The organism is Desulfuromonas sp., assembly GCA_002869615.1.
Lineage (GTDB): Bacteria > Desulfobacterota > Desulfuromonadia > Desulfuromonadales > UBA2294 > BM707.
In genome coordinates this window covers 1-25595 of the sequence record PKUH01000101.1, presented here as the reverse complement: position 1 = coordinate 25595, position 25595 = coordinate 1, and the positions used below count along the sequence as shown (strand labels likewise).

General features: G+C 51.8%; 29 protein-coding genes, 2 tRNA genes and 1 pseudogene. 29 read left to right on the top strand and 3 right to left on the bottom strand.

What is annotated here, in order from left to right; all coding sequences use genetic code 11:
• Positions 1-2 precede the first annotated feature (2 nt).
• The 24 genes and pseudogenes from ribD to C0623_10675 all read left to right on the top strand — a co-directional run bounded on the left by ribD (position 3) and on the right by C0623_10675 (position 19512).
• The gene (ribD, locus tag C0623_10790; GenBank protein ID PLX98980.1) at positions 3-1094 is read left to right on the top strand and encodes a bifunctional diaminohydroxyphosphoribosylaminopyrimidine deaminase/5-amino-6-(5-phosphoribosylamino)uracil reductase RibD; all 1092 of its coding nucleotides are present in this window, start codon (positions 3-5) and stop codon (positions 1092-1094) included.
• On the top strand, positions 1094-1744 hold the full coding sequence (locus tag C0623_10785) for a riboflavin synthase (GenBank protein ID PLX98947.1): 651 nt from the start codon (positions 1094-1096) through the stop codon (positions 1742-1744). Before ribD ends, C0623_10785 begins: the two co-directional genes overlap by 1 nt.
• 29 nt (positions 1745-1773) lie before the next feature.
• Positions 1774-2979, top strand: coding sequence for a bifunctional 3,4-dihydroxy-2-butanone-4-phosphate synthase/GTP cyclohydrolase II (locus tag C0623_10780; protein ID PLX98946.1), 1206 nt, complete (start codon positions 1774-1776; stop codon positions 2977-2979).
• Between the two features lie 23 nt (positions 2980-3002).
• Positions 3003-3473, top strand: coding sequence for a 6,7-dimethyl-8-ribityllumazine synthase (locus C0623_10775; GenBank protein ID PLX98945.1), 471 nt, complete (start codon positions 3003-3005; stop codon positions 3471-3473).
• Positions 3473-3937, top strand: coding sequence for a transcription antitermination factor NusB (gene nusB / locus C0623_10770; GenBank protein ID PLX98944.1), 465 nt, complete (start codon positions 3473-3475; stop codon positions 3935-3937). The genes C0623_10775 and nusB overlap by 1 nt, the downstream gene beginning before the upstream one ends.
• Entirely contained in the window at positions 3934-4431 is a 498-nt protein-coding gene (locus C0623_10765; protein ID PLX98943.1) for a hypothetical protein, read from the top strand. Before nusB ends, C0623_10765 begins: the two co-directional genes overlap by 4 nt.
• Positions 4432-4452: 21 nt before the next feature.
• Positions 4453-5763: pseudogene (locus tag C0623_10760) on the top strand (homoserine dehydrogenase).
• Positions 5764-5910: 147 nt separating this feature from the next.
• Positions 5911-7257 (top strand): hypothetical protein, encoded by a 1347-nt coding sequence (locus C0623_10755; GenBank protein ID PLX98942.1) that lies wholly within the window; start codon positions 5911-5913, stop codon positions 7255-7257.
• Positions 7258-7420: 163 nt separating this feature from the next.
• Positions 7421-7495 (top strand) — tRNA-Val (locus C0623_10750).
• A gap of 70 nt (positions 7496-7565) precedes the next feature.
• Positions 7566-9482, top strand: a complete 1917-nt coding sequence (locus C0623_10745) for a threonine--tRNA ligase (GenBank protein PLX98941.1) — start codon at positions 7566-7568, stop codon at positions 9480-9482.
• Between the two features lie 10 nt (positions 9483-9492).
• Complete coding sequence (locus C0623_10740; GenBank protein PLX98940.1) at positions 9493-10014, top strand: translation initiation factor IF-3; 522 nt, start codon at positions 9493-9495, stop codon at positions 10012-10014.
• A 17-nt stretch (positions 10015-10031) separates the two neighbouring features.
• Entirely contained in the window at positions 10032-10229 is a 198-nt protein-coding gene (locus tag C0623_10735) for a 50S ribosomal protein L35 (protein ID PLX98939.1), read from the top strand.
• Positions 10230-10336: 107 nt separating this feature from the next.
• A complete protein-coding gene (locus C0623_10730) occupies positions 10337-10693 on the top strand; it encodes a 50S ribosomal protein L20 (protein PLX98938.1) in 357 nt (118 codons plus the stop codon).
• Between the two features lie 108 nt (positions 10694-10801).
• Positions 10802-11821, top strand: coding sequence for a phenylalanine--tRNA ligase subunit alpha (locus C0623_10725; protein ID PLX98937.1), 1020 nt, complete (start codon positions 10802-10804; stop codon positions 11819-11821).
• Positions 11822-11863: 42 nt separating this feature from the next.
• Positions 11864-14269, top strand: a complete 2406-nt coding sequence (locus C0623_10720) for a phenylalanine--tRNA ligase subunit beta (protein ID PLX98936.1) — start codon at positions 11864-11866, stop codon at positions 14267-14269.
• 94 nt (positions 14270-14363) lie between these two features.
• Positions 14364-14645, top strand: a complete 282-nt coding sequence (locus C0623_10715) for an integration host factor subunit alpha (GenBank protein ID PLX98935.1) — start codon at positions 14364-14366, stop codon at positions 14643-14645.
• 22 nt (positions 14646-14667) lie between these two features.
• Positions 14668-15081: a MerR family transcriptional regulator gene (locus tag C0623_10710; GenBank protein ID PLX98934.1), complete on the top strand. Its 414-nt coding sequence runs from the start codon at positions 14668-14670 to the stop codon at positions 15079-15081.
• A gap of 3 nt (positions 15082-15084) precedes the next feature.
• Positions 15085-15864 carry a 5'/3'-nucleotidase SurE gene (locus tag C0623_10705; protein PLX98933.1) on the top strand — a complete coding sequence of 260 codons (780 nt, stop codon included), beginning with the start codon at positions 15085-15087 and terminating at the stop codon, positions 15862-15864.
• Complete coding sequence (locus C0623_10700; GenBank protein ID PLX98932.1) at positions 15864-16526, top strand: protein-L-isoaspartate O-methyltransferase; 663 nt, start codon at positions 15864-15866, stop codon at positions 16524-16526. The genes C0623_10705 and C0623_10700 overlap by 1 nt, the downstream gene beginning before the upstream one ends.
• On the top strand, positions 16523-17116 hold the full coding sequence (locus C0623_10695) for a cytochrome B (protein PLX98931.1): 594 nt from the start codon (positions 16523-16525) through the stop codon (positions 17114-17116). The genes C0623_10700 and C0623_10695 overlap by 4 nt, the downstream gene beginning before the upstream one ends.
• Positions 17117-17188: 72 nt before the next feature.
• A complete protein-coding gene (locus C0623_10690) occupies positions 17189-17947 on the top strand; it encodes a peptidase (GenBank protein PLX98930.1) in 759 nt (252 codons plus the stop codon).
• Between the two features lie 37 nt (positions 17948-17984).
• Positions 17985-18878 carry an RNA polymerase subunit sigma gene (locus C0623_10685; GenBank protein PLX98929.1) on the top strand — a complete coding sequence of 298 codons (894 nt, stop codon included), beginning with the start codon at positions 17985-17987 and terminating at the stop codon, positions 18876-18878.
• 18 nt (positions 18879-18896) lie between these two features.
• Positions 18897-19415, top strand: coding sequence for an adenine phosphoribosyltransferase (locus tag C0623_10680; GenBank protein PLX98979.1), 519 nt, complete (start codon positions 18897-18899; stop codon positions 19413-19415).
• 20 nt (positions 19416-19435) lie between these two features.
• Positions 19436-19512: transfer RNA gene (locus C0623_10675), tRNA-Arg, on the top strand.
• 156 nt (positions 19513-19668) lie between these two features.
• Here the strand turns inward: C0623_10675 and C0623_10670 are convergent.
• The 3 genes from C0623_10670 to C0623_10660 form a co-directional block, all read right to left on the bottom strand.
• Positions 19669-19848, bottom strand: a complete 180-nt coding sequence (locus C0623_10670; GenBank protein PLX98928.1) for a hypothetical protein — start codon at positions 19846-19848, stop codon at positions 19669-19671.
• 250 nt (positions 19849-20098) lie between these two features.
• On the bottom strand, positions 20099-21115 hold the full coding sequence (locus C0623_10665; GenBank protein PLX98927.1) for a taurine dioxygenase: 1017 nt from the start codon (positions 21113-21115) through the stop codon (positions 20099-20101).
• Positions 21116-21381: 266 nt separating this feature from the next.
• Positions 21382-22086, bottom strand: coding sequence for a hypothetical protein (locus C0623_10660; GenBank protein PLX98926.1), 705 nt, complete (start codon positions 22084-22086; stop codon positions 21382-21384).
• A gap of 253 nt (positions 22087-22339) precedes the next feature.
• On the opposite strand from C0623_10660, the gene C0623_10655 reads away from it, so the two are divergent.
• The 5 genes from C0623_10655 to C0623_10635 form a co-directional block, all read left to right on the top strand.
• On the top strand, positions 22340-23974 hold the full coding sequence (locus C0623_10655) for an AAA family ATPase (GenBank protein ID PLX98925.1): 1635 nt from the start codon (positions 22340-22342) through the stop codon (positions 23972-23974).
• Positions 23971-24474, top strand: a complete 504-nt coding sequence (locus C0623_10650) for a hypothetical protein (protein PLX98924.1) — start codon at positions 23971-23973, stop codon at positions 24472-24474. Before C0623_10655 ends, C0623_10650 begins: the two co-directional genes overlap by 4 nt.
• 37 nt (positions 24475-24511) lie before the next feature.
• Positions 24512-25003: a hypothetical protein gene (locus C0623_10645; GenBank protein ID PLX98923.1), complete on the top strand. Its 492-nt coding sequence runs from the start codon at positions 24512-24514 to the stop codon at positions 25001-25003.
• A 9-nt stretch (positions 25004-25012) separates the two neighbouring features.
• Positions 25013-25423 (top strand): hypothetical protein, encoded by a 411-nt coding sequence (locus tag C0623_10640; GenBank protein PLX98922.1) that lies wholly within the window; start codon positions 25013-25015, stop codon positions 25421-25423.
• A partial coding sequence (locus C0623_10635; protein PLX98921.1) for a hypothetical protein occupies positions 25413-25595 on the top strand: 183 nt, incomplete at its 3' end. The genes C0623_10640 and C0623_10635, both read left to right, overlap by 11 nt.

Sequence of the window (25595 nt, the reverse complement as noted above, 5' to 3'; positions counted from 1 at the left end):
CAATGCCTGAACAGAAATATATGCAGCTGGCACTTGAACTGGCAGCCAGGGCAGAGGGCCTTACCCGGCCGAATCCGCCGGTGGGAGCCGTACTGGTTGTCGATGGCCGGATTGTTGGTCAGGGTTTTCATCCCGGCGCCGGTCAGCCGCATGCCGAGGTTTTGGCAATCCAGGATGCCGGTACCAAGGCTTCCGGAGCGACCCTTTATGTGACTCTCGAACCATGCAATCACCAGGGACGAACCGGCCCCTGTACCGAAGCTGTTATCGCCGCCGGTATAAAAAACGTTATCGTCGGAACCCTTGACCCCAACCCACTGGTCGCCGGCAAAGGTGTGGACCGTCTCAAAAATGCCGGCATTGAGGTCTCGGTCGGCCTTATGGAGACAGCCTGCCGGAGACTGATCGCGCCTTTCGCCAAGCATATAAAGACCGGACTTCCTTATGTCACCCTGAAAATGGCAATGACCCTTGACGGCCAGACGGCAACGGCCGATGGCGATTCGCAATGGATCAGCAATGAACAGAGCCGCCACCATGTCCATCAGATGCGGAATGTCTCAGACGCGATCATGGTTGGCGTTGGTACGGTGCTGGCTGATGATCCGCAATTAACCACCCGGCTGCCGCATAACGGCAAAGACCCGGTCAGGATTATTGTCGATTCAAACCTGAAGATTCCGGAGACAGCGCGGGTTTTCAACCCGGACTCCGCGGCCCAGGTCATCCTGTTGACGACACCCCGGGCCGATGCTGGCAAAATTACCGCCCTGCAAAATATCGGCGCCGAAGTCGTCGTCGTTCCGGAACGAAATGGCCGGGTCGATCTGCGGGCAGCAATGCAGGAGCTGGGTCGGCGTGACATTCAGTCTGTACTGCTCGAAGGTGGTGCAACCGTTGCCGCCGAAGCCCTGAAGTGTGGTATCGTTGATCGAATGGCAATTTTCATTGCACCAAAGCTGCTGGTCGGCAACGATGGCAAATGCCTGTTTAACGGCTCAGGGTGTAAGCTCATGAAAGATGCGCTCCAGCTGAAGGCCGTAACGGTTCGTCAGTTTGCCGATGATATCCTTGTCGAAGGGGAGGTTTCCTGATGTTTACCGGTCTTGTCGAAGATTGCGGTCTGATCAAAAGCCTGAACCAATCCGGAACGGGCGTGCGGCTCACGGTCGAGTCTTCGCTGCCGACCGGGGAACTTTCGATTGGTGATTCGGTAGCGGTCAATGGCGCCTGCCTGACAGTGGTCGAAAAAGACGCGAAAACGTTCACAGTTGATATGTCGCCGGAAACCTTCGAACGGACAACCTTCAGCAAATTGACCAGCGGTCATCGTCTCAACCTTGAACGGGCCTTGCGCGTCGGCGACCGGCTCGGCGGGCATATCGTAACCGGCCATATCGATTGTGTCGGGATGGTCGATTCGGTCCGGCGCGAACAAAACGCCGTCGTTATCATGCTGACTGTTCCTGACGATTATGCCCGTTACCTTGTCGCGAAAGGTTCGGTTGCCATAGACGGGATAAGCCTGACGATCAATACTGTCGACAATAGCAGCTTCTCTGTCAGCATCATCCCGCACACCCTGTCTGCAACAACGCTGGTCGACTGTCAACCGGGGCGTCTTGTCAATATCGAAACCGACATCCTCGGCAAGTACATTGAACGTCTCCTCGGCCAGGGTTCAGGGGCCGGTGAACGGTCGAATTTGACCAGCGATTTCCTTGCCAAGCATGGTTTTATGTGAGATATTTGGCAGTTCGAAAGGATTTTATAATGCCAATTGCCAACATTGAAGCTGCTCTGGAGGATTTACGCCAGGGCAAAATGATAATCCTGGTTGATGACGAAGATCGTGAGAATGAAGGCGATCTTGTTGTTGCCGCCGAGAAGGTATCGGCAGAATCGATCAATTTCATGGCCAGGGAAGGTCGTGGGCTGATCTGTCTTTCGATGACGGAACAGCGGGCCGATGAACTCGAGCTGCCGCTGATGGTCCAGGAAAACTCCTCTTCCTTCGGAACGGCATTCACCATCTCTATTGAAGCCCGTACCGGAGTCTCTACCGGTATTTCTGCCGCCGACCGGGCCCGGACGGTCCAGGTCGCCATTGCCGACGATACACGGCCCTTTGATCTCGCCCGTCCCGGTCATATCTTTCCGTTGCGTGCCAAAAAAGGCGGGGTACTGGTTCGGGCCGGTCAGACCGAAGGTTCAGTTGACCTGTCCCGTCTCGCCGGCCTCAAACCGGCCGGCGTTATTTGCGAGATCATGAATGACGACGGAACGATGTCGAGGATGCCCGAATTACGGAAGTTTGCGAAGAAACACGATTTACGGATCGTAACCATTGCCGATCTGGTCGCTTATCGCCTGCAGAAAGAAATGCTGGTCAAACGGGCCGCCGAGGTCGTATTGCCGACCCCCTATGGCGGTGATTTCAAGGCAATTGCTTACGACAACGAGGTCGACAATGCCAACCATCTGGCCCTCATTAAAGGGGAAATCGATCCCGAAAAACCGGTGCTGGTGCGTGTCCACTCGGAATGCCTGACCGGAGATGTCTTCGGCTCTCAGCGTTGCGATTGCGGAGATCAGCTGCATGCGGCAATGCAGCAGATTGATCGAGAGGGTGCCGTGGTTATCCTCTATATGCGCCAGGAAGGTCGCGGCATCGGTCTGATCAATAAGCTCAAGGCTTACGCCCTGCAGGATGAAGGTCATGATACGGTCGAAGCCAATGAGGTCCTTGGTTTCAAGGCCGATCTGCGGGATTACGGGATCGGCGCGCAAATCCTGACCGAACTCGGCGTTCGCCAGATCCGCCTGATGACGAATAACCCCAAAAAGATCGTCGGCCTTGAAGGTTATGGGCTTAAGATCGTCGAACGGGTTCCGATCGAAGTTGAGGCTACCGGCAGCAACATCGAGTATCTGAAAACAAAACGTGAGAAGATGGGCCATCTTCTTGAGAACATCTGATTATTAACGGGTGGGAGAATAAAATGCCAAAACAGATCGAAGGAAAACTTGATGCATCCGGTTTGAAAGTCGGACTGCTGGTCAGTCGTTTCAACAGTTTCATCTCTGATCGTCTGCTTGAAGGTGCCACCGATGCGCTGATTCGACATGGTGCATCCGGGGACAATCTGACGGTTGCGCGTGTCCCCGGTGCATTCGAATTGCCGATTGCTGCAAAAAAAATGGTGGCGACCGGTCAATACGATGCGGTTATCTGTCTCGGCGCTGTCATCCGTGGCGCGACCCCGCATTTTGATTATGTCAGCGCCGAAGTCTCCAAAGGTATTGCTTCGGTCAGCCTCGATTCCGGGGTCCCGGTTGCGTTCGGAGTATTGACCACCGACAACATTGAACAGGCCGTGGAGCGGGCCGGTACAAAATCCGGCAACAAGGGATTTGAGGCAGCTGTCACTGCGATCGAAATGGTTAATCTCTTCAAGGCGATGGATGCCTGATGGGACAGGGCGCACGTCGCAACGGGCGGGAGCTCGCGCTGAAGGTCCTGTACAGCCTTTACGATCATGATGTCGAGATAGACTATATTCTGCAGGATTTCTGGGACAATTTCAGGTTTAACGATGATGTCCTCGGGGAGCCGAATGAAGATACAGGCCGTTCGGTCCCAGCTGACATCAAGGCTTTCGCCGACACGCTGATCAAGGGTGTCGTTAATCACCTTGCAGAAATCGATGCCATTATCGATAAATGCTCGACCAACTGGGCTCTCGACCGGATGGCCCGGGTTGACCTCTCATTGCTTCGTATGGCTACGTACGAACTCGTCTATGAACCCGATGTCCCGGCGAATGTGGTGATGAACGAAGCCATCGAAATCGGCAAAAGGTACGGCACCAAGGAAACCCCTCCATTCATCAATGGCATTCTTGACAAGATTTCGCAGCAGGCAAGCAAAAAATGAAGGAAGCTTATATACTCGATTTGCCACCCGACCGGATGGAAGGTGAGGTTGCAACCGTTTTCTTTTTCGAAGACGACCGGCCGCTACATGGTTCGGCATCCCTGCTCGATTGGCGGTTGAATGGAGCCTTGACCGATTTGCTTCTCGCCGGGAAAGTAACCGGGAAACTGGGCGACACTGTTATTTTTCAGAACAACGGAAAGCTCGATGCCGACTGGGCTCTCTTCCTTGGCGGCGGCAAGAGAAGCCGACTTTCAGGTGCGGTCTGGGAACGATTATTGAGAAAAGGGCTGAAAACATGCGTCAAGGCCGGTTTTGACCGGATCGCTTTTTGTCTTGACAGCCAGCGCGATGCATCTGTAGCCGAAATCAAGGCGATCGCCGGACATGTTTTGAAGGATCAGGGCGCATCTTCAATCGAATGTCTTTTTTCGTTTGACACCGTACCGGTTCTGGACTTTTCAGAAACGGAAAAACAACAGTCACTACTTTAGGAACGATTTCAAGAGGAGATTATGAAACAGATTCGTGCTGGGTTACTGGGCTTCGGAACAATCGGAACCGGTGTCGTGAAAGTGTTTCAGAACAACGCCGAGCTTATCAAGGCGCGTCTCGGCGCCGATTTGATTCTTGACAAGATCGCCGATCTCGATATTACCACCGATCGCGGAGTCACGCTCGAACCCGGATTGTTGACAACAGATGCCGATGACGTGCTGGTCAACCCGGATATCGATATTGTCATTGAATTGATCGGCGGCTATTAACCGGCGCGAACGTTTGTGCTCAAGGCGATCGAGAACGGCAAGCACATTGTGACCGCCAACAAGGCGTTGCTCGCCCTGCATGGCGATGAAATCTTCGCCGCCGCGGCCAAGCATCGGGTCGAGGTTATGTTTGAAGCCTCGGTCGGTGGCGGCATTCCGGTTATCTCCTCGGTTAAAGAGAATCTCTGTGCCAATAACTTCCATTCGGTCTTCGGAATCCTCAATGGCACCTGCAACTACATCCTGACCCGTATGACCAACGAAGGCGCCGCCTTTGCTGATATTCTCCAGGTTGCACAGGAACTCGGTTACGCCGAAGCCGATCCGACCTTTGATATTGAGGGGGTTGATACGGCGCACAAGCTGGCATTGATGATTGCCCTCTGTTTCGGCACCAAGGTCGATTTTGACGACGTTTACACTGAAGGGATCAGCAATATCACGCCCCTCGATATTGAATACGCCAAGCAGTTCGGCTACAAAATCAAACTACTGGCAATCGGCAAAGCCGACAATGGCAAGATCGAAGCCCGCGTTCATCCGACCATGGTTCCGCAACATTACCCGTTGGCTGACGTCGATGGTGTTTTCAATGCCGTACGCCTGGTCGGAGATTTCGTTGGCCCGGTGATGCTCTACGGTCATGGAGCCGGCATGGAAGCGACTGCCAGTGCCGTGATGGGAGATGTCATGTCAATTGCCCGGGGCATTGCGGCCGGAGCAGGGCAGAGAACCCCGCCGATGGCCTACTGCACCGAAGCGATCAGGAATGTCGCGGTCAAGCCGATGGAAGAGATTTCAACCCAGTACTACTTGCGGGTCGGAGTTCTCGACCAGCCGGGGGTTCTCTCCAAAATTTCCGGCATTCTCGGTGATCACGGGATCAGCATCGCATCGATGATCCAGCCGGACCGCGTGGTCGGAGGAGCGACTCCGATCGTCCTGATGACGCATGATGCAACTGAAGGGGAGGTCCGCAAGGCGATTGACAAGATCGACCAGCTCGATGTTGTCAGTGAGAAAACGCATTTTATCCGGATTGAAAGCGCGATGGATTAGCGTGTTCTTATATAGCTTCAAACAAAAGGCACCCATCAAGGTGCCTTTTGTTTTGTCTAACAGAACACTTGTTTATTTTCTTGCAAACATAAATTGACGACGTTATTCTTCAACACTGACTATTTATCAATTTAATGGGAGGCAAATATGAAATTCAGAATTGGAGTACTGGTTGTATTGGTGACTATTTTGAGCTTTTCCGGAAATGCCATGGCGTCCGGTTTTGCGATTGCTGAACAAAGTGTCAGTGGTTTAGGGAATGCTTTTGCTGGGGGATCTGCTGCCGCTGAAGATGCATCTACAGTGTGGCATAACCCGGCCGGTATGACGCAGATTGAAGGTAAACAGTTTGTTGGATCGCTTCATATCATTATCCCTAAAGCTGAATTTAAGAATAATGGATCGAATACAGTCTTTGCCGCTCCTTTATCTGGTGGCAATGGTGGTGACGCTGGTGGCGTTGTTCCGGTTCCAAATCTTTACTATACAGAAACATTTGACACCGGTTGGTCATTTGGTCTCGGTGTTAACGCGCCCTTCGGTTTTGCCACTGAGTATGATTCGGACTGGGTAGGCCGATATCATGGTGTTAAGTCAGCGGTTGAAACAATCAATATTAATCCATCCGCAGCTCACAGGTTAAACGATAAATTCAGTTATGGCTTTGGGATCAGCATTCAGTATCTTGATGCTGAATTGACCAATGCGATCGATTTTGGAGCTCTCGAAACACTCGGATTTTTTGCGCCGGCGGTATTCGGCATGACCCCTCAAGGTGATGACGGTTTTACTGCCGCGGAGGGCGATAGTTGGGGTTTTGGTTATAATCTGGGTTTCCTTTATAACATCACGGAAAAGCAAAGAGTCGGATTGTCTTATCGTTCCAAAATTGAGCATGATGTTGAAGGTGATGTCGATTGGACTTTGCCGTCGACGGGCGGTTTTGATTTGACAATGGCTGCTTTAAACCAATTTCAGGATGGAGGCGTTAAGGTTAACATTGAGCTTCCCAGTACTGCTTCTTTGAGCTATTTTGGCCAATTCAATAAATTGGCTCTAATGGCTGATATTAGCTGGACTGAGTGGAGCGTCTTGGATGAGTTGGTACTTGATTACGCTGATGGAACCCAGAATGGTGTGACTCAATTCCAATGGGATGATTCAATGCGTTATTCGATCGGTGTCTCTTATGATCTGAATGAAACAAGTAGACTGCGTGGCGGTCTGGCATTTGACGAATCGCCGATTCCGAATGATGAGCTACGAGGTGTCCGTGTTCCGGGTGAGGACCGCACATGGTTGACCGTTGGCTATAGTCAAGAATTCTCCAAGACCTGGAGTTTTGAAGCGGCTTTCGCTCATATCATGACTGATGACCCTGTCATCAATAAGACTGATCCAACCTCTGTCGAGAACAATACACGTGGATTCCTTCAGGGTGAATATGACGCTACCGTCAATATCCTCAGCGCCCAGCTGAATTACAATTTCTAGACTCTTTTCCAGTCAAATCGAGCCCGGCCAATCGGCCGGGCTTTTTTATTTGTGGCAGGCAACTCAAATAACTGATGTGAAAAGAAAAAAACGATTTTTAAGTGCCAAAAACCCTTGACTCGTATGGGTGCTTCTGCTAATAATTGCCTCCGCTGTTGATTGTAGGCACGTAGCTCAGTGGGAGAGCACTACCTTGACACGGTAGGGGTCGGCAGTTCAATCCTGCCCGTGCCTACCATAAACTGCACAACGGCTTTTCAGATAAAGAGGCATCCGATGATGCCTCTTTTCATTCATGGAGCAGATTTATGAGTGACATACGTGTTGAATTACCGGACGGATCGGTCAAGGAGCTGGCTTCAGGCAGTACTCCCTACGATGTCGCCATGTCAATCGGTGAAGGGTTGGCCAAGGCGTCAATTGCCGCCAGGGTCGACGGTCAACTGGTCGATATCACAACACCGCTCGCCCAGGATGTTCAGCTTGAACTGGTAACCATGAAATCTGATGAAGCACTCGATATCTATCGCCACTCGGCCGCCCACCTGATGGCCCAGGCGGTCAAGGACCTCTACGGAAACGATGTTCAGGTCACTATCGGACCGGCGATTGATAACGGTTTCTACTATGATTTCTATAGCGATAAGCACACGTTTTCTCCGGATGATTTTGAAAAAATAGAAAAGCGGATGAGTGAGATCGTCAATGAGAAGTTGCCGATTGAACGGGAAGTTCTGTCACGGGACGAAGCGATTGCCAAGTTCAGGGCAATGGGTGAAGACTACAAGGTCGAACTGATCGAGGATCTTGGTGAGCCGACTGTCTCTGTCTACACGCAAGGCAACTTCGCCGATCTGTGCCGTGGTCCGCATCTGCCGACCACCGGCCATATCAAGGCTTTCAAACTCACTTCGGTAGCCGGTGCCTACTGGCGTGGCGACGAAAAAAACGCCATGCTGCAGCGCATCTACGCAACTGCATTCCCTGACAAGAAGGAACTGAAGAAGTATCTGGCCCGACTCGAAGAGGCTCGCAAACGCGATCACCGCAAGCTCGGCCGGGAGCTCGATCTCTTCTCCTTCAATGAAGAGGCCGGGGCCGGTCTTGTTATCTGGCACCCCAAAGGTGCCATGCTGCGAACCCTGATCGAGAATTTTGAGAAGTTGGAGCACCAGAAGCGCGGCTATGAAATTGTCATGGGGCCACAGATCCTCAAGACCGAACTCTGGAAAACCTCCGGCCATTACGAAAACTACCGTGAGAATATGTACTTCACGGAAGTCGATGAACAGAGTTACGGCGTCAAACCGATGAACTGCCTGGCGCACATGCTGATTTATAAATCCCAGATCCGCTCCTACCGCGATTTGCCGCTCCGTTATTTCGAGCTCGGCACCGTGCATCGGCATGAGAAGTCGGGCGTCCTGCATGGTCTTTTGCGGGTCCGCGGTTTTACCCAGGACGATGCTCACATCCTCTGTACTCCCGATCAGCTCGACGGGGAGATCAAGGGGGTTATTAATTTCGTCAAGGATGTCATGGGGATTTTCGGCTTCGAGTGCGGAATGGAAATCTCGACCCGGCCGGAAAAATCGATCGGATCGGACGAGGATTGGGACCGCGCAACCAAAGCGCTGATCTCGGCTCTGGACGACACCGGACTTCCTTATGATATCAACGAAGGGGATGGCGCATTCTATGGTCCGAAGATCGATATCAAGCTTAAGGACTGTCTTGACAGGGAATGGCAATGTGCTACAATCCAGTGCGATTTTACCCTGCCCGAACGCTTTGACCTCAACTATGTGGGGGCCGACGGCGAGAAACACCGGCCGGTTATGGTTCACAGGGTTATCCTCGGCTCCATCGAACGGTTTGTCGGTGTTTTAATCGAGCACTACGCCGGGAATTTTCCGCTCTGGATTTCTCCGGTTCAGGCTATTGTCGTAAATGTTACCGACAATCAGTCGGAGTATGCCGAGCAGGTTTTCAACCAGCTTCGTGAAGCTGGTGTTCGTGTACAGAAGGATTTGCGCAACGAAAAACTCGGTTTCAAGATCCGGGAAGCGCAAATGGAAAAAATCCCTTATATGCTGGTCATCGGCGATAAGGAAATGGAGGAAGGGACGGTTGCACCACGCTTCCGCTCCGGAAAGAACCTTGACCCGATGACGGTAGAAGCGTTCATCGATTTCGTCAGGGACGAATGTAATCAGTATAAATAGGAGGTGTACCATAGCCAGGGAAGAGTCGACCAGGATCAATCGTGATATCCGGGCCCGCGAGGTTCGGGTGATTGATGATGAAGGAGAACAGCTCGGAGTAATCAGTCTCGACGCCGCTCTTGAAGCAGCCGATGATCGCGGCCTGGACCTCGTAGAGGTTTCACCGAATGCATCACCGCCGGTTTGCCGGATCATGGATTACGGCAAGTACAAGTACCAGGCGCAGAAGAAGGCAGCTGAGGCGAAAAAGAAGACGGCCAAGGTGGAGATCAAGGAGGTCAAGCTTCGTCCCAAGACTGAAGAGCATGATTTCAATTTCAAGCTGAAGAACGCCAGACGCTTCCTTGAGGCCGGCAACAAGGTCAAGGTCACGATTATGTTCCGCGGTCGTGAAGTGACTCATCCCGATTATGGCCGCCGGCAGCTGGAACGTTTAGTTGAAGAAGTGAAAGACCTTGGACAGGTCGAAATGATGCCGAGAATGGCGGGGCGGTTCATGACAATGGTCATTGCCCCGATCAAGAATAAATAAGAAACAAGGAGAGGGTTATGCCCAAGATCAAGACATGCCGCGGTGCGGCCAAACGTTTTCGTAAAACAGGCACAGGCAAGATTCGTCGCAACAAGGCGTTTACCAGCCATATCCTGACCAGCAAAACAACCAAGCGTAAGCGCGATCTGCGCCAGGCAACTCTGGTTGATTCCGCGGATGCAAAGAATATCGCCTGTCTGATTCCCTACAAGTAGCGGAAAAGGCATTCTGGATGGACACCGAGAATTGCGGGGCTTTGTCTCCCCCTGTAAATCCGGTCGAGGAAGTCCATCGCTTTTAACATGGTAACAAGGAGTATGTTATGCCAAGAGTAAAAAGAGGTTTCAAAGCGAGACGACGCAGAAACAAGGTTCTCAAACTAGCCAAAGGGTATCGTGGCGCGCGCGGCAAACTGTTTCGGAGTGCTACCGAAGCGGTCGATCGGGCCATGAAATATTCGTATCGCGATCGCAAGATTCGCAAGCGTGATTTCCGTGCCCTCTGGATTGTTCGTATCAATGCTGCGTCTCGGGAGAACGGCTTGTCTTACAGCCGTCTGGTACATGGGCTGAAAAAAGCCGAAATCGGCCTGGATCGCAAGATCCTGGCACAATTGGCCGTTTCCGAGCCAGCTGCCTTTAGCGCCGTCGTAGATAAGGCCAAGGCGCAGCTTCAGTAGAAACGCTGAGAAAAAGATGAGGCTGTAACAGCCTCATCTTTTTTTTTGTTCAAGGTCGCGATGGATCAATTCCATCGTCGTTTTTTATTTCCGATTCAAGGTGAAAGAATGAAACAACGTCTGGATGAACTTCTGAGCAAGGGACGCGATGCGATTGCATCCGCTGAAGACGAAGCAGCCCTGCAGGAGGTCAAGGTTCAACTGCTCGGCAAAAAAGGGGAGTTGACGGCTATCATGAAGGGTATGGGGCAACTCTCTGCGGAAGAGCGTCCCGTCATCGGTGCTTTAGCCAACAAGATCAAGGAAGAAATCGAATCCCTGGTCCTTAATCGCCAGGAACTCCTGAAAACAGAAGCGGTTGCGAGCCGTCTCAGCAGTGAGTCGATTGATGTCACACTGCCGGGCCGCCGCCAGCGGGTCGGCAGCAAGCATCCGATCACCCTGGCGACTGAAGAGATTTCGGCAATTTTTGCTTCTCTTGGTTTCGGTATCGAGGAAGGGCCGGAGATTGAAAAAGATTTTTACAACTTCGAGGCTCTCAATATCCCGAAAGACCATCCGGCTCGTGACATGCAGGATACCTTCTATATCGACGATGACGTTGTTCTGCGGACCCATACCTCTCCGGTACAAATCCGGACAATGCTCAAATATGAACCCCCGGTGCGGGTGATTGCCCCCGGCACGGTCTATCGGCGCGACTCCGACCTGACCCACAGCCCGATGTTTCACCAGATCGAAGGCTTCCTGGTGGACCGTGATGTGACCTTCGGCGACCTCAAGGGAGTCCTGACGACCTTCGTCAATCGCTATTTCGGTGAAGGTATCGGCGTCCGCTTCCGCCCCTCGTTTTTCCCGTTTACCGAACCGAGCGCCGAAGTCGATATGCAGTGCGTCATCTGCGGTGGCGGCGGTTGTCGGGTGTGCAGCCAGACCGGCTGGCTGGAGATTCTCGGCAGCGGCATGATCGACCCCGAGGTATTCAAGTCGGTAGATTACGACCCTGAGAAATACAGCGGATTTGCATTCGGCATGGGTATTGAGCGGATTGCGATGCTCAAATATGGTGTCAACGATCTGCGGCTTTTCTTTGAAAATGATGTACGCTTTCTCGATCAATTCGCCTGATATTCAATAACTTGTCTTAACTTATCTATAAAAGGCTTCAAGATGGTTGTTACCTATAACTGGTTAAAGGAATTCGTAGATTTCGACCTCTCACCCGAAGAATTGTCACACCGTCTGACCATGGCCGGCCTCGAAGTCGACGCCATGGAAAAGACCGGTGCCGGACTTGAATCCGTCGTTGTCGCGCACCTGTTGAGTGTCGAGCGGCACCCTGACGCCGACCGCCTGACGGTCTGCCGGGTGAATGCCGGTGCTGAAGAGCTGCAGATCGTCTGCGGTGCAACCAACCACAAGACCGGTGACTATGTCGCCCTGGCCAGGGTCGGCACGGTTCTGCCGGGTGATTTCAAAATCAAGAAATCGAAAATACGTGGTCAGGTTTCCGAAGGAATGCTCTGCTCGGAGAAGGAACTCGGCCTGTCCGAGGAAGCGTCCGGCATCATGATTCTGCCGAATGATCTGAACGTCGGCCAGCCGTTCTTTGAAGCAACCGGGCTGGCTGATGTCCGTTACGAAATAGGCTTGACTCCGAATCGCGCCGACTGCCTCAGCGTTGTCGGCGTTGCCCGTGAGGTTGCCGCCATGGTCGGCCAGCCGCTGCAGATTCCACAACCGGTGGTCAAGGAAGAGGGTGGTCCGATCGAGCAGGAGACCTCGGTTGATATTGTCGACGCCGACAAAGGGCCGCGTTACATGGCTCGACTGATCAAGGGTGTCGAGATCGGCCCCTCTCCGGACTGGCTCGTCCGTCGCCTCGAATCGGTCGGTGTCCGGGCCATCAATAACGTCGTTGACATTACCAACTACGTGATGATGGAACTGGGCCATCCCCTGCATGCCTTTGACTTCAGTCTGCTGCGCGGTCAAAAAATCATCGTACGCTGCCCCGGCGAGACGAAATTCACAACCCTGGACGACCAGGAACATCAGTTGATTGGATCCGACCTCGCTATCTGCGACGCCGAAAGCCCGGTGGCGCTGGCCGGCATCATGGGCGGCCAGAACTCTGAAATCCAGCCGAACACCACGGATGTTCTTCTCGAAAGTGCTTATTTCGAACCTGTTTCAATTCGCCGGACAAGCAAACGGCTCGGCATACACTCCGAATCTTCACACCGTTTTGAGCGTGGGGCCGATGTCAACATGGTTCCGATTGCTCTTGACCGGGCCGCAAGCCTGATCGCCGAACTCGCCGGTGGAAAGGTTGCCAAAGGGGCAATCGACGCCTATCCGAAGGAAATCAGTGAAAAACAGGTCTCGATTACTCTGGAGAAAACAAATCGTTTGCTCGGCCTCAACCTGAACCTGGACCAGATTGCATCAATGCTCGGTTCGATTGGTCTTGATATTGTCAAAGATGCTTCCGCCGATAGCCTGAGTGTCGTGATTCCGACATTCCGCCCGGACCTTGAGCGGGAAGTCGACCTGATTGAAGAGATTGCCCGGCTGAATGGCTATGACAATATCCCGGTGACGATGCCGTCCGGCGAATCGGTCGATCATCCCGCTTCGGAACATCAGGCCGTTGTTCGCCGCCTGCGCGAAGTCATGGTTGCCGACGGCTTTTCCGAAGTCATCAACTATTCCTTTATATCGCCAACAGCTTATGATCAGATTAATCTTTCGGCGGATGATGCCCGACGTGAAAATGTTGCGGTCATGAATCCCCTCACCGAAGAGCAATCGGTGATGCGGACCAGCCTGCTACCGAGTCTGCTTGAGAATGTCGTACGCAACCACTCATATCGTTCACTCGACCTCTCACTGTTCGAAATCAGGCCGGTATTCCGCCCGGTTGAGAATGAAGAACTGCCCTATGAACCGACCTTTATTTCCGGAGTCATGAGCGGTCGCCGCGAGCCATTCGGCTGGAGCCAGGTCGGTGACGCGTTCGATTTCTATGATCTGAAAGGCATTGTCGAATCCCTGCTCGCAGCTGCCCGGATCGAAGATATCAGCTGGCGGGTCGACCAGAGCGAACCTTATCTCCATCCGGGAAAATCCTGTTCTGTTTATTCCGCAGAGATACGCCTCGGGGTGTTGGGAGAGATCCATCCGAACGTCCTTGACAACTATGACCTCAAGGACGCGGTTTACGCTTTTGAACTCGATGTTGAGGAGCTGATCAAGGCCTCGACCGGCCGGATCAGCTTCAGCCAGATCTCACGCTTTCCGGATGTCTTTCGCGACAGTGCCTTTCTGTTCGACGACGAGATCAGCGCCGAGAAAATCCTGACGACAATCAACAGCGCCCGCGGCAAGCTGGTCGAGAGTGTTAATCTGTTCGATGTCTATCGTGGCAAGGGCGTACCTGAAGACAAGAAAAGCATCGCAATCCGGGTCCGATACCGCTCAAGTGAAAGAACCCTGACCGATGAAGAAATCAACAAGGCACACAACCGTATTGTCAAGACAATCGAAAAACAGCTCGGTGCCCAGCTAAGATAATGTCATATAAAGAAAAAAACGGTTGAAGGTTGTTGATTCCTGTGGTATAAAACCGTGTAAATTCAATGGTCTGTGCGTCTTCAGGAGGTGGGCTATGACCAAAGCCGATCTGATTGAAAGTGTTTATCTAAAAACCGGTTTTTCCAAGAAGGAATCTGCAGAGATTGTTGAGACCGTATTTGATCTCATCAAGACAACTCTGGAAGATGGCGAGAAGATCAAAATTGCCGGATTCGGTAATTTTGTCGTCAAGGAAAAGTCGACCCGGCGAGGCCGCAATCCGCAAACCGGAGACGAAATTGAAATCACGGCGCGTAAGATTCTGACCTTCAAACCGAGCCAGGTTCTCAAGAACGCAATAAACAATGGTTCTTAACCATCGATAAGCCGTAGGCGCGATGGACCAGGAAATCCCAGACAAGCTCTATTTTAAGATAGGTGAAGTTGCCGAACTTGCCGGTGTGAAGCCACACGTGCTCCGCTACTGGGAATCAGAGTTCGGCTCTTTTCGTCCGGTCAAAAGCAAAACCAATCAACGCTTATACAAACGTAAGGACATTGAGTTTGTCCTGAAAATCAAAGACCTGTTGCATCATCAGGGCTATACGATTGCCGGTGCCCGAAAAAAATTACGGGAGCTATCCCGTACCGGTGGCGTGCCTGAGCAGGTTTCCCCGGAGCAGGCAGAGGAGGTTTCATCTGACCAGATGGCTCTGCCGCTCGTCTCAGGAGTAGACAGTAAACTACTTGATGAAATCCGTGAAGATGTGATCAGGCTCCGTGACTCCCTGAAGAAAACTCCTCCGAAATAGCCGATGAACTCTGACGTATTGATTCTGGTGACCAATGATGACGGGGTTCTTTCGCCCGGCCTGACGGTGCTGGCCGACGCTCTCAAGGCTGTCGGACAGGTCGTTGTGGTTGCCCCGGACCGGGAACGGAGCGCCATCGGACATTCGCTGACCCTGCACGCACCATTACGCGCCGAGGAAATCGCTGAAGGATTTTATGCTATTTCCGGGACGCCGACAGATTGTGTTAATCTCGGCATTCATGGTTTACTTGAACGGACTCCCGATATCGTTGTTTCAGGGATCAACCGTGGCGGCAACCTCGGTGATGATATTACCTATTCGGGTACTGTCGCGGCGGCGATGGAGGCAACCCTTATGGGTGTGCCGGCCTTTGCAGTCTCACTTGAATCATTAAGCTTCACCCCTGATGACTTCGCATTGGCGGCCCGTTTCGCGGCCAGTATTGCCGGACAAATCATCAGCCATGAGTTGCCGGCTGATACTTTTTTGAATATCAATGTGCCGTCCGGTGAGGTCTCCGGGGTTAAATTGACGCGCCAGGGCAAACGCCGCTATGCCGGTGAGATTGAGATCAAAACCGATCCGCGGGGCAAGAAATATTACTGGTTGGGCGGCTCGGAGCTCGGTTTCCACGATGTTGAAGGGACCGATTTTAACGCAATTAACCATCACTATATCTCAGTGACGCCACTCCACATGGATCTGACCAATTATCGTTCCTTTGATGAAATATCAACATGGGACCTTGATCGCTGTTTTACAGCAGATGAGAAACCTTGATGAACAATGATTACGCCATTGCCCGGCGCCGTATGGTCGAGCAGCAGATAACCGGACGCGGTATCTCTGACGCTCTGGTTATCATGGCGATGCTGTCGGTTCCGCGCCATTTATTCGTCAATCCTGGCCTGGTCGATCAGGCCTACAATGATTTCCCTTTGCCGATTGGTCATAAACAGACGATTTCCCAGCCTTTTATGGTCGCTTTCATGACCGAAGCGCTCAAACTTAAGGGCGGGGAGCGGATTCTTGAGATCGGAACCGGGTCCGGCTACCAGGCCGCAATCCTCGCAACCATCGCCCATCAGGTTTATACGGTCGAACGAATTTCCGAGCTCGCCCGTACCGCCAGAAAAGCTCTTGATCTGGCCGGTGCCTACAACGTACATATCCGGGTCACAGACGGCACCTGCGGCTGGCAGGAGCAGGCGCCTTTTGACGGCATCATCACGACGGCCGGCTCTCCTGAAGTCCCTGAGCATCTGAAAACGCAACTGGAACATGGCGGACGGCTTATTATTCCGGTCGGCAGCCAGGGGGCGCAGGTGTTGAAGCGCATTACCCGGATTGATGAAAAACACTTTGAAGAAGAGTCTCTTCTCGATTGCCGCTTTGTCCCGTTGATCGGCAAGCATGGCTGGTCCGGGGAGGAGTCCTCTTGAAATTTTTGCGTGGCCTTTACGATTGGGTTCTGAAATGGGCTGAAACCCCATACGGAGCTCCGGCACTGTTTATCCTCGCTTTTGCCGAAGCCTCTTTCTTCCCGGTTCCTCCTGATGTTTTATTGATTGCCCTGTCGCTCTCGATTCCGGCGCGAGCCCTGTGGTATGCATTTCTCTGCTCGGCCGGTTCAGTGCTTGGCGGGGTCGCCGGCTACCTGATCGGATTTCTCGTCTGGCAGGCCCTGGCCCAACTGTTTTTTGATTATATTCCCGGGTTCACACCTGAAGTCTTCGCTACGGTCCAGAGTTATTTTGATCAGTATGACTTTCTGGTTGTATTTGCCGCCGGCTTCACTCCGATCCCCTACAAGGTGATCACGATCGGGGCCGGTGTATTCGGCGTCAATTTCCTGATATTTGCGATTGCATCGCTCATCAGTCGGAGCGCCCGTTTCTACCTGGTCGCAGGATTACTGAAATATTTCGGACCTTCCGTCCGGGTCTTTATTGACCGCTACTTCAATCTGCTGGCGCTGCTGTTCATGCTGTTGCTGGTTGGCGGGTTTATCGCCCTGGGAATGGTCCGATAATTTAACAAGCAACGATTGACGAGTACGCCTTGTTTTAGATAGAGTACGATCATCCGAATTACCTGGACCAATATGATGAACTACTGCCGCCTGATTATAATCGCTATTCTCGTCTTTGCCTTAACCGCTTGCGCCGCTAAGCGCCAGGCGGGTGTTTATCATACCGTCAAAAAAGGGCAGACTCTCTATACCATCAGTCGCATCTACGATGTTGACAAACTTTATCTCGCCAGAATTAATGGTATTCCCGATCCGACAGAGTTGCAGGTCGGTGAGCGGATTTATATTCCCGGGGCCAAGTATGTAAAAAAAGTTCCGATCACGGTCAAGCCAAATCAGCCGCCGAAGGTGGCAAGCAAGCCGAAACCGGTGGTGAAAAAGCCGAAACCGGTCCAGCCGACCAGGACGGTGCAGCCAAAGAAGACGCCGCCGCCGAAAAAGAGCTACAGCAAGCCGCCGACAGCATCCAAGGACAGATTTATCTGGCCCGTCAAAGGGAAGATTGTCAAGAAATTTGGCAGCGGCTCCAGTAAAGGGCTCGAGATCGCGGCAAATGAAGGCACCCCGGTCGCTTCTGCAGCTGCCGGCAAGGTTATTTACAGCGGTTCAGGCATTTCCGGGTACGGCAACCTGGTCATTATAAGACATGACGGCTCTTTTTTTACGGTTTACGGCTACAATCAGAAAAACCTTGTTGAGGCCGGTGCATTTGTCAGCAAAGGCGAAAAACTTGCGCTTTCCGGCAAACCGCCGTCCGGGGGTCCTTACCGCGTATATTTTGAGATCCGCTACGGTAAAAAACCGGTTAATCCATTAACCTATCTACCTTGAAATTTTTCTGCCGGCTCGATTGTCGGAAGGGGCGTTTATGACAAAAAAATCGGATGACGAAACAAAGACACCGGTATCGGCCGCAGCGGATACCGAAAGTCATTATGGAGATGCCATCAAGCTCTACCTGAAAGAGATCCAGAAGAGTACGCTTTTAACAGCCGAAGATGAACGGGAACTGGCAACCAAAATCGACAACGGGGATGAAGCGGCTCGGGCCAGAATGATCGAATCGAACCTCAGACTGGTCGTCAAGATAGCAAAACGCTACATGAACCGCGGCCTTCCTTTTCTTGACCTGATCGAAGAAGGGAACATGGGGCTGATCAAAGCGGTCGAGCGTTTTCAAATCAGCAAGGAATGCCGTTTTTCAACTTATGCAACCTGGTGGATACGGCAATCGATCGAACGCGCCCTGGTTAATCAGAGCCGGACGATACGCCTGCCGGTGCATGTCTCCGACGATATCAACAAGTATCTCAAGATCTCGCGTGAGTTGACCCGTGATCTGAATCGCGAACCGTCCCCGGAAGAGGTGGCCAATATCATGGAGGTTGAACCCTCCTATATCAGGCGACTGATGGTCCTGGTCAAGAAGACCTATTCGATTGAGCACCCGATGGGAGAAAACAACGACTACAGCCTGATCGATACGATCGAAGATGCCAATTCAGTTGATCCGGAAAGCCTTATTGAAGAGTTGAACAAATATGACCGGATTGAACAATGGCTGTCGACCCTGGCGGAAAACGAGCGGGAGATCCTGGCGCTCCGTTTCGGCCTCAACGACAGAGAACCGCAAACGCTCGACACCATAGGTCAAAAGTTCGGGGTGACCCGGGAACGTATCCGTCAGATAGAAGCCAAAAGTATCGAAAAACTCAGAAAGATTCTCGAAGAGAGCCAAACAGGCATGGAGCGCTCAAGCTGATTGCCGCAGGAGGATTTTGTGGACGAACTGAAACGTATCATTCGTGATATACCCGACTTCCCGAAAGAGGGGATCGTCTTTAAGGATATTACCACATTGCTCAATGACGGGCGTAATTACCATCGCATGGTCGATCTGATTGCCCACCGCTATGTCGGCATGAACATCAATCAGATCGTCGGTGTTGAAGCCCGGGGGTTCATTCTCGGTGCCGCTCTGGCTTATAAACTCGGCGCCGGTGTGACTCTTGTTCGAAAACCGGGCAAACTCCCATCGAAAACCAAGAGTGTCTCCTACGCGCTTGAATACGGGACCGACACCCTTGAGATCCACGAGGATGCGTTCAAGCCTGGTGATAAAGTGCTGATTGCCGACGATCTTCTGGCAACGGGCGGTACGGTTGCCGCAGTTGTCGAACTGGTTGAGAATCTCGGCGCCGAGATCGTCGAATGCTGCTTCATGACCGAATTGACATTCCTCAACGGTCGTGATCGACTGCCGAAAGACAAGGTTTACAGCCTGCTTCAATTCGACTGATCTGATTCTGTAGAAATACCGGCCCCGTAGCTCAGCTGGATAGAGCGACCGCCTCCTAAGCGGTAGGCCACAGGTTCGAATCCTGTCGGGGCCGCCATTTAAAAACAGGTACTTACAGGGTTTTTGTGAGTGCCTGTTTTTTTGTTTTGTGTGTGACTTCGTGTGTGAGTTGTCATTTTTATCGGCGCGCTCCGGGTGGTGAGGTCATCTTTCCGACCATTTTTTTTTGTGGTGTTACGGCTTGCTTGTTGGTTTATTTTTGCAGGTCGGATCCGCAGGTCGGGCATAGCTTTGTTGTGCGGATGATCTTGTTGCCGCATTCGGTGCAGATGAGCTGATATGTCATCCTGGCGCCGACGATGAGCAGTATGATTCCGATGACGGTGCCGATCGGGAAAAAGAAGATGGCGATCAGCCCGACGATTTCGAGCAAGCAGCCCGGTACGCTGGAGTGCCGGGCGTTTTTCTTTTTGGCCGTTGTTTACCCTCCGTTTTTTAGTCGATAACTTTCGTGTATTAAATGTTGGCTTCGGTGTATCCGGAAAAACAAAGGGGCAAGCTACCTTTCTTGACTTTATTGGAAAAGCAACCTGCCCCCTTTTTGTTTTCGACTGATCAAGTCATGAAGGCTAGGCTGTTTTTGTTCGTTATATTGTTTATGAATAAGCGTTTTGTCCTCACGTTTAGTTTTGCATTGCAATATCTTTATCCCACCGAAAGCCAATACCTCCCATCACCCAAACGCCTTCACCAAAGGTATTGTGGGCACGAACATCCAATTGTTGCGGCAGCTCAAAGTCTGGAGCGAGGTCTTGCACCCCTCGAACAGTGGCTCGGTGCATAATCCGCAATCCTTGCTGATCTGGAGACATGTGTGCCTCAGGCGCCGCTCTGTGAGCTACGGCTAAATTATCGGTAATAACACAATCTTTGTCCTGATATTCATAATTGAGTGCATACCCGTTTTTCATACCATCTGTAAGCAAATCGTTATACTGGTTGAAAAAGCTTCTCATCTCATCTTCCTGCAATAATCGGAACTGATCGTTATCGGGTCGCTTTTCAATCACGGCTGCCGTCATTCCCAAATGTAGCCAGACAGACTTTCTTCCGGAAACGGGATGCTCATGAACCACCGGATGGACAACACCTGAAGACGAGTTAACAGAAGAAAGACGGCTCCAGAATTCTTGTTGTTCTTCGGTCAGCGCATCATAGGCGGCACCCTGGTGGGCAAAATGGGTTCCGCCGCCATGTTCGGCAGGGCGGATAATATGATACCCGGCATGTGAAAAGGTAGCAGAGATAAAACTGCCGTCATTGTGCCACTGAGGCCCGACACCACAAACTCCGTGCCGGGGATCGTTGGACAAGCGAAAGATATGTCTGTTCTGCCCGGGAGTCGCAGGGTGAACGCCATGTGTGCTATGCAGCTCATGACCACCCCAGAGGCAGCAGGCATTGAGAAAATCATCGATTGACAAGTCGACCTGGTTTTTAAATACCACAAATCCGCGGTATGCCATTTCTTCTTCAAGGGCATTTATAACATCAGCTGTTAGCCTGTTTTTTACAGATAGATCGATGCCATAAACTTTGGCTCCCAAGGGTTCTAATGGAATGATCTTGCCGCCAAAATCTTCTATGGAACGGATATGCTTCGGTTTTATCGGTCGTATTTTATAGTCAATTTGATTCATAACTGAACTCCATGTAAGGTTTGTTGGGTTTACTCATATTTCAGCTGGTTTTCATTTGAAAACGCACCCGGACCTATGCGGTTTTTCCGGATGGACACCAGCTAATTGCATTCAGTGCGTCTCCACGCTGCAGTATAACAACTCATTCATTGCCAGCAAATGCTATGAATCGTTTTGTATCAGTGGCATGTGATTCAGGAGCTCAATAAAATTGAGTCAGTGGATTCCACCGAGCAGAAGTAATTTGTGAGGAATTTGCCAGCCCATCAGTCTTGATCGATCCCAAGCTTATTATAATAAGAATTGATTTCCATGAAATGGCCGAAGATCGTCCAATGACGAACATGGCTGATCAGTAGTCGAGACATGGCGATCTCATAGGGCCCCGAAATTGTGCGCAGCCAGTTTGGCCATCGCCCCCGCTGCACGAAATATTCGCTGTCAGGCGTCGGTGTATGGGGAAGCCTGGTCGCATGGTTTTGGTAGTGGGAAAGCATGTCAGCGGGGATATACGGGTGAAGGCGCAACCCTGATAGTATCATGTTTAGGTAGTTCGGCGTCGGCAGCAGATTGTCGGTCGGCACTGTAGAGATGTAGAAATAAAATATGTGGCCGTCCTGTTCGTGTTCATGGCGAACGTAGCGGCAAAAAAAGGGGACGAGTTCGTCGCAATCCATGCGATTTGCATCACAGTCAGGGAGCTGAATCAAATGTCCATAGATCTGCTTGCTTTGCGATGCATGCACAGAAGCGTACCCTACACCTTGCCAACTGCTCGGATGATCAAAGCGCAGTTCGTGGTCTTGCAAGACAAAAGGGACGATGGACAGAGGACGCATGTGCCGGGTTTTGAGAACCCTGGTGTCCAGGTTGGCCCCGAACGCAAAATACCATGTTGTCCCCTCTTGCCATCGCCAGGACTTCAGGTAGCGCCATTCGCGTAGTAACCACCAGCAAAAGAGTTTTACCATCAGAGTGCGCTCATCACATGCTTGGATTTCTTGCCACGCCAACAGGCGAGGAAGTGGTTCGCTTGAAAGGTTCGTCGAAAGAGAAAAATGGGAAAGGCTTCTTTTTCAGATTTTAAATCATGATTTAACATACATTTAAATAAATCTGTGCAAAAAACAGTGATGTGATGCTATTTGTCGACTTGTGTTACCGATAGTCTTCTACTTAACTTATCCTTGCCTTAACGTATTATTTTATAAATAATAGCAAGCTATGTATCTTGAACATTTTGGACTGACTGAAAAACCATTCAACATAACGCCAAACCCGCAATTTATCTTCCTGAGCCACAACCATAAGGAAGTCTTCGCACACCTGCTTTACGGGCTGCAGAACCGGTGTGGTTTTATCGAAATCACCGGTGAAGTCGGGGCTGGTAAAACCACGGTGCTGAGAACTCTTTTTGAACAGCTTGAAGAGGCGGAGTTCCGGCTGGCGTTCGTGTTCAATCCCAGCCTGTCGGCCGATGAGCTTCTGCTCGAAATCTGCCGTGAACTCGGCATCGAAACCGGGCAGAGCAGGGGCGGGCAGCTGCTGCCGTTGATCAACAGTTTCCTGCTGGCCGAAAACTCGGCCGGAAGAACGGTCGTTCTGGTTATCGATGAAGCCCAGAACCTGGCGGCGCCGGTGCTGGAGCAGATCCGGCTGTTGTCGAATCTGGAGACCGAAACCGACAAGCTGATCCAGATTATTCTGGTCGGTCAACCGGAATTGGCCGAAGTTTTGGGGCGGACCAACCTGAGACAGCTTAACCAGCGGATTTCTGTCCGTTATCATTTGCGCCCGATGAACGAGCAGGACTCCGTCGCTTATATCAGGCATCGCCTGAAGATCGCCGGCAGTGAAGAGCCCGATATCTTCAGTGCCGCAGCCCTGAAGCTGATATTCAGAGAGTCGAAGGGGCTTCCACGGCTGATTAATATTATCGCAGACCGCTCGCTGCTGGCAGCTTTCAGTGACGATTGCCACAGGGTTGAGCGACCACAGGTAAAAACGGCGCTGGCTGAACTGCGATCGGTTTCAGCCCGGTCCGGAATGTCGCCTCTGGCAGTCGGTATTGCCGCTGCAACCATCTTTTTCGTAGCGGCCGCGGCTTTTGCTCTCTATCTGCTGCCCATCAGTAAAGAGAGCGAAAGCTTCGCTGCCGATTCCGGTTCAAATCAACAGAATATTGCCGCTCCGCAGCCAGAAGTCAATTTAGACAGCTACCGGGCCTCGCTGGCATCATATTCCGAAACCAGGACATTCTCCCTGGCGGCACAAGCCCTCGCAGCGGCCTGGCATCTTGAATTCGTTGACCAGCTTGCAGAGCCGTTTGCCAGTTTTGCATTTATCGAACTGCTTGAGCAGAACAGCTGGCAATGGACCTCCTACCAGGGCGATTTTTCCAGTCTCGCAAAGCTTGATGCTCCCGTCATCATTGAAAGTATTCTGCCCGGCGTCAGTGGCCGCCGTTACCTGGCCATCACCGGTAAAGCCGAGAACCTTTATACCATTACCCCATCGCTCAATGGTCTGTCGGCCGTTGAACCCGCTGTCCTTGAAGCCCTGTACGGCGGCAAGGCCTATTTTATCTGGAAGAATTACCTCGCAATCGATTTCCTCTCTGCCGCCGGCACCACGGCCTCGGATGTCAGGGAAGTGCAGTCGATGCTCGTTCAGGCCGGCATAACTGATGTGCCGGTCTCCGGCGTTTACGATCAAAAAACGATCACTGCGGTCACCCGCTTCCAGGCTGAGCGGGGCATCATCCAGGACGGCCGGGTCGGGCCTCTGACGCTGATGCTGCTCTATCAGCAGAGCGGGGCATACAATCCCCCCCGCCTGAACATGGTGAGGTCCTCATGAGTTCGATCCTGAAGGCATTAAAGAAACTGGAAGGGGAGAAATCGCAACGCGATGAATTATCGACAGCGGTCGCAAGTGATATCCTCCGTTCTTCACGGCAAAGGGCAAAAAACCGCTGGTTTTATGCATTGGTTGCGGTCATCGGAGTTCTTGTCATCGCGGCCACCGGTTATTATCTTGGCAGCAGAACAGGGAAGATTACCTCATCACCGGTCGCGGATTCCATTCAAAACGATTCCCGGCCGGCACAGCCAACCGTTGTACGACAACCCAAAAAGGTTCAAGCCAACTCTTCTTCCGAGGTTGCCCCGACTGATTTACCCCGTTTAAGCGGTATTGTCTACCAGGCTGATGCGGAAAACCGCCTGGCGATCATAAATGACCTGCCGGTTATGGAAGGAACCCTGGTCGAGGGTTATACCGTGAGCGCGATCGGCCCGGGCACGGTGGTCCTGCATAAAGACGGGGCCGAGTATCGGCTTGAGTTGAAACCACAATGATTGAACTTTTCATGCAAAACACTACCAGGAGGTTACCATGCGCTTGATCGTTCAGCTTGTCCTGATATGCATTCTGCTTTCATTCACGAACTCATTCGGCCAGGACCTGGCGAATCCTGCTGCGGCGACCGATCAGACCCGGGAAGCGGCAACTGAAATCGACATACTCCCACCCGGTGCCAAATTAATCGGTGAAGAGGAAGATAATAATGTTCGTGCGACAGCTTATATCTACAAAAACCGGCCATCGGCGGCGGCGATTGATAACATGAACCAATTTCCGTATCTTCTTTTTGTTCAATTCTTTCATTCCGGCAACAATACCAGTGTTGAGAATGGGCTCGTCGCCTTCAAAATTGAAGACATCGCAGAGCAAACAAAAACACCTGCCGTGCAGATGGAGTACAAAAACGGATATTTCGTAGCTGCTTTCGATACAGACCGTCTTCGGGGCAAACGGCTTCTCATTGGCTCGAAGCTTGAAGATGAGAAGAAACGCCAGTACAGCTATGATTTGCGGCCGCTGTAAACGCACATTATGTCGAAATTGCCCCGACCTGAAAGTAGTTGCCATATCTCTTTTTACCTGAAGACCGTTGCCGTTTTTCTCTGGACTGCCGGTCTGGTCTATCTGTCACTCACCCCTAACGGCGCCGGGTTGGCGATTTCGGGATATGACAAAGTTCTGCACTTCGCTGCTTATACACTGATGTCATGGCTGGCCGCACACTCGCTTCGGGCCATATCATTTTCAATCAAAAGTTCTGCCATCATTTCAATCGTTTACTCGATCATACTTGGTTCATTAGTTGAACTGCTGCAGGCAGCACTGACCGAAACCCGCAGCGCAGAACTTGGAGATATCATTGCCAATACGATCGGGGCGTTGCTCGGATGTGCCATATTCTGTCTTCAGGAAAAATTAAAATCCAGGCGTAATGAAAGATAATACAGCTCTCTACAATTTTCTCCGCGAAGGTACGGTTTGCCTGACCGCAACCAACCGCCTTGCCCGGCAGATTATGGTTCAGTTTGATGAGTTCATGATCGCTGCGGCGGCCGGCGCCTGGAAAAGACCGTCTGTTTACGCACTGGACAACTGGTGTCGTCGTTTAAGCAAT